At 52.0% G+C, this 8769-nt stretch carries 7 protein-coding genes; 6 read left to right on the forward strand and 1 reads right to left on the reverse strand.

Going from position 1 to position 8769, the window contains the following annotated elements; translation table 11 throughout:
- Positions 1-23 precede the first annotated feature (23 nt).
- From panC to HMPREF3139_RS01650, 3 genes are all read left to right on the forward strand, one after another.
- On the forward strand, positions 24-860 hold the full coding sequence (gene panC / locus HMPREF3139_RS01640) for a pantoate--beta-alanine ligase (RefSeq protein WP_070459914.1): 837 nt from the start codon (positions 24-26) through the stop codon (positions 858-860).
- A gap of 88 nt (positions 861-948) precedes the next feature.
- On the forward strand, positions 949-3549 hold the full coding sequence (mutS, locus tag HMPREF3139_RS01645; RefSeq protein WP_070459917.1) for a DNA mismatch repair protein MutS: 2601 nt from the start codon (positions 949-951) through the stop codon (positions 3547-3549).
- Positions 3550-3586: 37 nt separating this feature from the next.
- Positions 3587-4438, forward strand: coding sequence for a DUF5672 family protein (locus HMPREF3139_RS01650; protein ID WP_070459920.1), 852 nt, complete (start codon positions 3587-3589; stop codon positions 4436-4438).
- Positions 4439-4481: 43 nt separating this feature from the next.
- Here HMPREF3139_RS01650 and HMPREF3139_RS01655 read toward each other — a convergent pair whose 3' ends face one another.
- The gene (locus HMPREF3139_RS01655; protein WP_070459923.1) at positions 4482-5315 is read right to left on the reverse strand and encodes a DUF4198 domain-containing protein; all 834 of its coding nucleotides are present in this window, start codon (positions 5313-5315) and stop codon (positions 4482-4484) included.
- Positions 5316-5701: 386 nt separating this feature from the next.
- Between HMPREF3139_RS01655 and HMPREF3139_RS01660 the strand changes: the two genes are divergently transcribed.
- From HMPREF3139_RS01660 to HMPREF3139_RS01670, 3 genes are all read left to right on the forward strand, one after another.
- On the forward strand, positions 5702-6751 hold the full coding sequence (locus tag HMPREF3139_RS01660) for a sulfate ABC transporter substrate-binding protein (RefSeq protein WP_199901837.1): 1050 nt from the start codon (positions 5702-5704) through the stop codon (positions 6749-6751).
- A 77-nt stretch (positions 6752-6828) separates the two neighbouring features.
- Positions 6829-7887, forward strand: coding sequence for a DNA polymerase IV (dinB, locus tag HMPREF3139_RS01665; RefSeq protein ID WP_070459930.1), 1059 nt, complete (start codon positions 6829-6831; stop codon positions 7885-7887).
- Positions 7888-8002: 115 nt separating this feature from the next.
- Positions 8003-8734, forward strand: a complete 732-nt coding sequence (locus HMPREF3139_RS01670; RefSeq protein ID WP_070459933.1) for a phosphoadenylyl-sulfate reductase — start codon at positions 8003-8005, stop codon at positions 8732-8734.
- Positions 8735-8769 lie beyond the last annotated feature (35 nt).

Here is an 8769-nt window from a genome sequence, read left to right on the forward strand (position 1 = left end):
AAAGATAAAGGATTTTTCAAACCATGCAAATCATTCATACGATTAAAGAATTGCGCGAGTGGCGCAAAACTGCCGGAAAAGTGGCATTTGTACCGACCATGGGCAATCTGCACGAAGGCCATCTTGCGCTGGTGCGCGAAGCAAAAAAACGTGCCGATAACGTTGTGGTCAGTATTTTTGTCAACCGCCTGCAATTCGGACAAGGCGAAGATTTCGACAAATATCCGCGCACTTTGCAGCAAGATGCCGACAAATTGGCAGGCGAGGGCGTTGCCGTTGTGTTTGCGCCTGATGAAAAAGAGCTGTATCCGAATGTGGAACAGCGTTTCAATGTCGAGCCTCCGCACCTGCAAAATGAATTGTGCGGCAAATTCCGCCCGGGACATTTCCGCGGCGTTGCGACCGTTGTGACTAAGTTGTTCAACATTGTTCAACCCGATACCGCCTGTTTCGGCAAAAAAGACTATCAGCAGCTGGCGATTATCAAAGGCTTTGTCGAAGACTTGAATTTCAATATCGAAATCGTCCCGGTCGACACCGGCCGCGCTTCAGACGGCCTGGCACTTTCCAGCCGCAACCAATATTTGAGCGAAGCAGATCGTGCAGAAGCGCCGCGCCTCTATCAAGAGTTGCAAAACATTGCCGCTGCCCTGAAAAACGGCAATCTAGATTACGCCCAGCTTGAAGCCGAATGTATCCGCCGTTTGACCGATGCCGGCTGGGTGGTTGATTACGTTGAAATCCGCCACGCACACAGCTTGGCAGTGGCTCATGTTGGCGATAAAGAATTGGTGGTGCTTGCCGCCGCCCGTTTGGGTACCACGCGCCTGATTGATAATTTGGAAGTGGATTTGGCTTAAAACCAAGCTACTGTTAAAGGCCGTCTGAAACCTGTTTTTCAGACGGCCTTTTGTTACAATAACGCTTTTGCGTTTCTAAGGCTTTTCCATGTCCAAACCCACCGTTTCCCCGATGATGCAGCAGTATCTCGCCATCAAATCGCAACACGCCGACAAGCTGGTGTTTTACCGTATGGGCGACTTTTACGAGTTGTTTTTGGATGACGCAGTGGAGGCGGCAAAGCTGTTGGACATTACCCTGACCACGCGCGGGCAGATGGACGGCGTGCCGATTAAGATGGCGGGTGTGCCGTTTCATGCGGCGGAGCAGTATCTTGCGCGACTGGTTAAGATGGGAAAAAGCGTGGCGGTATGCGAGCAGGTGGGCGAAGTCGGCGCAAGTAAAGGACCGGTGGAGCGCAAAGTCGTGCGCATCGTAACGCCCGGCACGCTGACCGACGCGGCGTTTTTGGAAGACAAGGAAACCAACCGCATTGTGGCGGTGAACACGGATAAAAAACACGTTGCTATTGCGTGGGCTTCTTTGCAAAGCGGCGAATTCAAAACCAAGCTGACGACGGCGGACAAACTCGCCGACGAGCTGGCGCGTTTGCAGGCGGCGGAAATCCTGTTGCCTGAAGGTAAAAGTCTGCCTGACGGTTTTCAGGCAACCTCCGCCAACATCACGCGCCTGAACTCATGGCAGTTTGCCGCCGACGCGGGCGCGAAATTATTGACCGAATACTTCGGCTGCCAAGACCTGTACGGCTTCGGTTTGGACGGCAAGGAACACGAAGCCGCCGTCGGCGCGGCGGGCGCGCTGCTGAACTACATCCGCCTGACGCAAAACCTGATGCCGCAACACTTAGACGGCATTTCGCTCGAAACCGACAGCCAATATATCGGCATGGACGCCGCCACGCGCCGCAATCTTGAAATCACGCAAACCCTCTCCGGAAAAAAATCGCCGACCCTGTTTTCCATACTCGACGGCTGCGCCACCCACATGGGCAGCCGCCTCTTGGCACTCTGGCTGCACCATCCCTTGCGCAGTCGCGCCCACATCCGCGCCCGCCAAGAAGCCGTTGCCGCGCTGGGTTCGCAATACGAAAACCTGCAAGGCCGTCTGAAAAACATTGCGGACATCGAACGCATCGCCGCCCGCATCGCCGTCGGCAACGCCCGCCCACGCGACCTCGCCGCCCTGCGCGACAGCCTATTTGCCCTGTCCGAAATCGAATTGTCCGCCGAGGGCAGCAGTCTCTTAGAAACCCTCAAAGCCGTTTTCCCCGAAACCCTGCCCGTCGCCGAAACCCTCAAAGCCGCCGTGATGCCAGAACCCGCCGTCTGGCTCAAAGACGGCGACGTCATCAACCAAGGCTATTGCGCAGAACTGGACGAACTGCGCCACATCCAAAACCACGGCGACGAATTCCTGCTCGAGCTCGAAGCGCGCGAACGCGAACGCACCGGCCTTTCTACCCTCAAAGTCGAGTTCAACCGCGTCCACGGCTTCTACATCGAGCTATCCAAAGTTCAAGCCGAACAAGCGCCTGCCGACTACCAACGCCGCCAGACCCTGAAAAACGCCGAACGCTTCATCACCCCCGAACTGAAAACCTTCGAAGACAAAGTCCTGACCGCGCAAGAGCAGGCATTGGCACTGGAAAAACGCCTGTTTGAAGCCCTGCTGAAAGAAGTTCAGACGGCCTTGCCGCAGCTTCAAAAAGCAGCCAAAGCCGCGGCTGCCCTCGACGTACTTTCTACGTTTGCCACCATTGCGGCAGAACGCGGCTTCGTCTGTCCCGAGTTCGCCGACTATCCGGTCATCCATATTGAAAACGGCCGCCATCCTGTCGTCGAGCAACAAGTGCGCCACTTCACCGCCAACCACACACGCCTCGACCACAAACACCGCCTCATGCTCCTGACCGGCCCCAACATGGGCGGCAAATCCACCTATATGCGCCAAGTCGCCCATATTGTCCTTATGGCGCACACCGGCAGCTTCGTCCCCGCCGATGCCGCCCAAATCGGCCCCATCGACCAAATTTTCACCCGCATCGGCGCATCCGACGACCTCGCCTCCAACCGCTCCACCTTCATGGTCGAAATGAGCGAAACCGCCTACATCCTCCACCACGCCACCGAACAATCCCTCGTCCTCATGGACGAAGTCGGACGCGGCACCTCCACCTTCGACGGCCTCGCCCTCGCGCACGCCATCGCCGAACACCTGCTGCAAAAAAACAAATCCTTCAGCCTCTTCGCCACCCACTATTTCGAGCTGACCAAACTACCCGAAGCCCACGCAACAGCAGTCAACATGCACCTCTCCGCACTCGAACAAGGACAAGACATCGTCTTCCTCCACCACATCGAGCCCGGCCCCGCCAGCAAAAGCTACGGTATTGCCGTTGCCAAACTCGCAGGCCTGCCCAACCGCGCTTTGAAATCGGCTCAAAAGCATTTAAACGATTTGGAAAACCAAGCCGCCGCCAACCGTCCGCAGTTGGACATTTTCAGCGCAATGCCGTCTGAAAATAGGGCAGATGAGGAAGGGAAAACACAAGAAATTGAACCTGTTGATAATTTGCAGGCCAATGAATTGGCTGAAGCTTTGGCGCAAATTCAGCCCGACAACCTCACGCCGCGCGAAGCCTTGGATGCCTTGTATCGCTTGAAAGAAATTTGCAACAAGGTGTCGTAAATAACTCAAAGGCCGTCTGAAACAGGAGAAACATATAATGAGTTTTGCTGACATTACCGTGGTTGGTATTACCGGTGCAGATTCTTATACCGAGGGCACGATGTATGCAATTATCCGCAGCTGTGCCGAATTGCCTGGAAGCCGTGGATTGCTGATCAGCCCGAGCTGTCCGCAAGGTTTGCCGGAAAATATCCGACATCAGCCTTGCCGGCCATTCGGTTATCTCGAATATAATCTGTTTGTTTTGTACCAACTGATGTATTACATCGATACTGATTATTGTTTGATCGTTCAAAATGACGGCTGGGTGTTGAACGGTCAAAACTGGCAGGATGCCTATCGGGAATATGACTATATCGGCGCACCTTTGCCGATTTTGTTGGAAACCGAAGCCGACGGGCAGTTTTTCCTGAAGGGAACCGACCAATATTTGGCCAAACAACATCTGATTCAGACTTCTCCAAATTTGGACGAGCCGCAGAATGGCGGTTTCAGCCTGCGCAGCAGACGGCTTTTAGCTATGCCACGACAACTGGGCTTAAATGTAGAAATCCGACCGCCTTTGCCGCCGAAAGACGAAAAAATTGCCGATATGGAATGGCTGATACGGCTGCACCACGAAGATATGTTTTTGACGGCGCAACACCGTTATAGATTGCAGGACTTGGGTCTGAAATTCGCGCCTCCGGATATTGCTACGCAATTCTCTTCAGAAGTACCGTTTATCAATCAAATGAGGAATGTCCCTTTAGAGCGCGTCTTTGGGGCGCATTGGATGGGCAATGTGGTCTTGACCGGCTGCAACCGTGTCCGGTTTGCCCAATTGAATGAGGATAAATTGGAAACATACTCCCGTTTTTTTAGAAATTTGGGTTATGAATGGGAATAAATTAAGGCCGTCTGAAAGTTCAGACGGCCTTTTTTAATGGTTGTTAATGATGATGGTGGGCATGGCGTGCGGCTGCGCGTTTGGTACCAACAGGCACAATCAGCGTTGCGTAAGTATTGTCTTTCTGACATACGCTTTTATCGCCGTAATCGGTCTCGTTCACGACTTTGATTTTCCACAAACCGTCAATCAGCGTAATCACATTGACCACGCCGTTTTTATCGGTTTTGCCGGAGAAGCCTTGAGGTTCGCGGTGGTCATGGGTCGATTCCAAGTCCATTTCCGCCAAAGTGTCCGAGCTGGCGGTAACGGTGGCTTTAACCAAAGGCTCGCCTTTGTACAGGACTTTGACCGGCAAAATGCCGCCAGCTTTGACTTCGTTCGGATTTTGCAGCGGAACCAGTTCCAGCTCTTGGCCGATAGGGCGGGTCAATACCGTTTCATCAACTGCGCCGTTGCCCACTTGGACAAAGCTTTTGCCGAACATTTGTGCCTGTTCGCAATAGGTGGCACCGGCCAGTTGTTTTAAGGTTTGCTGTTTCCAGCCATCTTGGTTTTTCGACCAGAAAGTAGGTTTGTAGGTTGCGCTGACCCAGTAGGAACCTTCAGGCAAAGCAGCTCTGGAAACGTATTGATAGTTTTCGCCTTTATTTACCAAATCAACGGTTTTCTTTGAGCTGCCGGTCAATTGTAGCGGTTTGAAAATATGTATGCGGTCGTCGGCGATTTTTTCGACATTTGGGAAGTCATGGCTGTAACCCAAATCCGCATGCAGGATTTGGCCGGCAGGCTGATGTGTCGGTGCGGCCACCCAAACATCGTGCGCCTGCGCCACTGCACCCAATCCCAGCAATCCCAAAAGCATCCATTGTTTCATAGTTTCTACACTCCATTTTGTTGTTGAATGAAAGGCCTTGTATTTTGGCGAGTAGAAACATTACTCTTATTTGCATTTTTTGTAAATAATAAGAACTATATTTTTTAATTATAAATAATTATTTATATTAGGTTTTAGACGACCTGACGTATTAGGTAATGCAGTTTGCAACGTATGTTTATCCTGTGTAAATAGTTGCTTTAATCTTTATCTAATTAATTTATATACAATTTATTATGATGTTTATCTGAGTGGGCATTTTTTCCCGACTTCAGCCCGGATTGTATATAACCAAAACTGATAAACGCGAAAGCAAACATTATTTCCCGTTTGCCTCCGATCCCGATAAAGTGCTCCCATATTTTCAACAGGAGCCGACCATGAATATCCGTACGCTTTCTTTTGCCGCATTGACCGCCGCGCTGGCTTTGAGCGCGTGCTCGCCAAAAGCCGAACAATCCGCCGACAATGCTTCTCAAGCTGCCGGGGGTAAAGGGGGCGAAGTCAAATTGCTGAATGTCTCCTACGATGTCGCCCGCGATTTTTATAAAGAATACAATCCTTTATTTGTCAAAGAGTTTGCCGCAAAAAACGGCGGACAATCGGTTGAAGTCCAACAGTCGCACGGCGGCTCTAGCAAGCAGGCTTTGGCCGTGGCCAACGGTTTGGCTGCCGATGTGGTGACCATGAACCAGACTTCCGATATTGAGCTTTTGGTGAAAAAAGGTTTGGTCAAAGCCGATTGGAACACGCGCCTGCCGGATAATGCCGTGCCTTATACCAGCAACGTCGTTTTCTTGGTACGCAAAGGCAATCCGAAACACATCCAAGACTGGGGCGATTTGGCCAAAGACGGCGTGCAAATCGTTTTGGCCAACCCGAAAACCACCGGCAACGGCCGCTACGCCTTTTTGGGTGCGTACGGTTATGGTTTGAAAGTGAATAACGGCGATGAAGGCAAAACCAAAGATTTTGTGGCCGCATTGCTGAAAAACACGCCTGTGTTTGAAAACGGCGGCCGTGCGGCAACGACGACCTTCAGCCAACGCAATATCGGCGATGTCTTGGTTACCTTTGAAAATGAGGCTAACTACGTCAGCAAAAAGCTGACCCAAGACCAATTTGAAATTGTCTACCCAAGCTACACCATTCTTTCCGAAGCGCCGGTTGCTGTCGTGGACAGCGTAGTCGATAAAAAAGGCACACGCGCCGCTGCCGAAGCCTATCTGCAAAACCTCTGGAGCGAACCGGCCCAAGAGTTGGCCGCCAATCTTTACCTGCGTCCGCGCAATGCCGAAGTATTGGCGAAACACAAAGCCGATTTCCCTGAGATTGAGACGTTTAATCCGAATGAGAAATTTGGCCCGTGGGAAGAAATCATGAAAAAATTCTTTGCCGACGGCGGATTGTTTGACCAGCTTTCCAGTAAAAAATAAGGCTTGAATATAGAGGCCGTCTGAAACTTCAGACGGCCTTTTGTTACAATAAGCCTTTTTCTTATCCATCTTTTCCCATGTCTCAACGCAAAATCATCCATATCGATATGGACGCATTCTACGCTTCGGTAGAACTGCGCGAGCAGCCGCACCTGAAAGGGCTGCCCATCGTTGTGGCGTGGGACGGCACGCGGTCGGTTATTTGTGCCGCTTCTTATGAGGCGCGCAAATTCGGCTTGCACTCGGCCATGTCGGTGGCAACGGCGAAAAGGCTGTGTCCGCAGGCGGTGTTTGTGCCGCCGCATTTCGATTTGTACCGCCAGGTATCGGCTCAGATTCATGCCGTGTTTCAGCGTTATACCGATTTGATCGAGCCTTTGTCTTTGGATGAAGCCTATTTGGATGTTACCCGAAATTTTGAAAATATCCCGTACGCCAGCGATGTGGCCAAACGCATTCGTGCCGAAATTTTTGAAGAAACCGGTTTGACGGCCTCCGCAGGCATCGCGCCCAATAAGTTTTTGGCCAAAATCGCTTCCGACTGGCGCAAGCCAAACGGGCAGTTTGTGCTGCCGCCGCAAAAAATCATGGCGTTTTTGGAGAGCCTGTCGTTGGGTAAGATTCCCGGTGTCGGCAAAGTCACGCTGAAAAAGATGAATGCCCTCGGTATGCAGACCGCCGGCGATTTGCGCCGTTTTGAGCGCGGCGAACTTTTAAACCATTTCGGCCGCTACGGCTACCGTCTTTACGATTTAGCACGCGGTATCGACGAGCGGCCGGTCAAAGCCGAACGCGAACGCCTGCAAATCTCAACCGAAATCACTTTGCCCGAAGATTTATCTTTGGCGCAGGCTTCAAGCCATTTGCCGCACCTTGCCGAAGACCTCTGGAGGCAAATCGAATGCAAAAACGTCGAAGCCAAAGGCGTTACCCTCAAGCTCAAAACCTACGATTTCCGCATTATCACGCGTTCGCTGACGTATTCTTCCGTCCTTCCCGACAGCGCCTCGCTGCTTCAGGCGGCACATACTTTGCTGCAGCGCATACCGCCGCAACGCGAAGACGCCTTCCGCCTGATCGGTATCGGCGTGAGCCATTTGCTGCCGAAAAACCAGCAGCAGACGCTTTGGTTATAAAGAAATAGAAAAGCATTCTTTCCGTTTGAAGATAGGGCGCAGGACAATATCGTTCCATAACCATATCGACAGCCGTTTTAACAGGCCGTCTGAAAATTATTAGGAACAACCAGCCATGTCTTTATTCCGTCCTCAATTCTGGAAAATCCCCGAAATCAGCGATGACGAACGCCGCCGCCTGCCTGAGTTGGCGGCCACTTTGGAGCGCCGTTTGCAAGACATTGCCGCGCGCTATCCGCAAGCCGTGTTCGCATCCAGCCTTGCGGTTGAAGATATGGTCATTACCGATGCCGTGTGCCGTCTGAAACTGCCCATCCGCATCATTACGCTCAATACGGGCAAACTCAATCCCGAGACCGCCGCGCTGATTGCCGAAACCAATGCGCGTTATCAAACCGAATTGGAAGTATTTTATCCCAACCGACAAACCGCTGCGGAATTTGAAGCGGAGTTTGGTACAACCGCCATGTACGACAGCGTCGAGTTGCGCCGCCGTTGCTGCCATATCCGTAAAATCGAACCACTCAACCGCGCTTTACACAACGCCCCCGCATGGCTGACCGGACAACGCCGCAGCCAGTCCGAAACGCGCAGCGAATTGAATTTTGAAGAGCTGGATACGGGCCGCAACATCGCCAAATTCAATCCTATTTTCGATTGGGAAGAGCAGGATGTTTGGGCATATGCACACGAGCACCGAGTTCCGCTTAATGCGCTGTATCATCAAGGCTATCCCAGCATTGGGTGCGAACCCTGCACGCGTCCGGTCAAGTTGGGTGAGAATATCCGCGCCGGGCGATGGTGGTGGGAAAGCAAAGACAGTAAGGAATGCGGTTTGCACAAATAATCAAAGGCCGTCTGAAAATGTTTCAGACGGCCTTT

It is taken from the genome of Neisseria sp. HMSC15G01 (assembly GCF_001808255.1).
Taxonomy (GTDB): domain Bacteria; phylum Pseudomonadota; class Gammaproteobacteria; order Burkholderiales; family Neisseriaceae; genus Neisseria; species Neisseria subflava_A.

Coding starts and splice junctions, on each gene's coding strand:
- HMPREF3139_RS01655 (WP_070459923.1), bottom strand. CDS start 5,315: ATGAAACAATGGATGCTTTTGGGATTGCTGGGATTGGGTGCAGTGGCG.
- panC (WP_070459914.1), top strand. CDS start 24: ATGCAAATCATTCATACGATTAAAGAATTGCGCGAGTGGCGCAAAACT.
- dinB (WP_070459930.1), top strand. CDS start 6,829: ATGTCTCAACGCAAAATCATCCATATCGATATGGACGCATTCTACGCT.
- HMPREF3139_RS01650 (WP_070459920.1), top strand. CDS start 3,587: ATGAGTTTTGCTGACATTACCGTGGTTGGTATTACCGGTGCAGATTCT.
- HMPREF3139_RS01670 (WP_070459933.1), top strand. CDS start 8,003: ATGTCTTTATTCCGTCCTCAATTCTGGAAAATCCCCGAAATCAGCGAT.
- mutS (WP_070459917.1), top strand. CDS start 949: ATGTCCAAACCCACCGTTTCCCCGATGATGCAGCAGTATCTCGCCATC.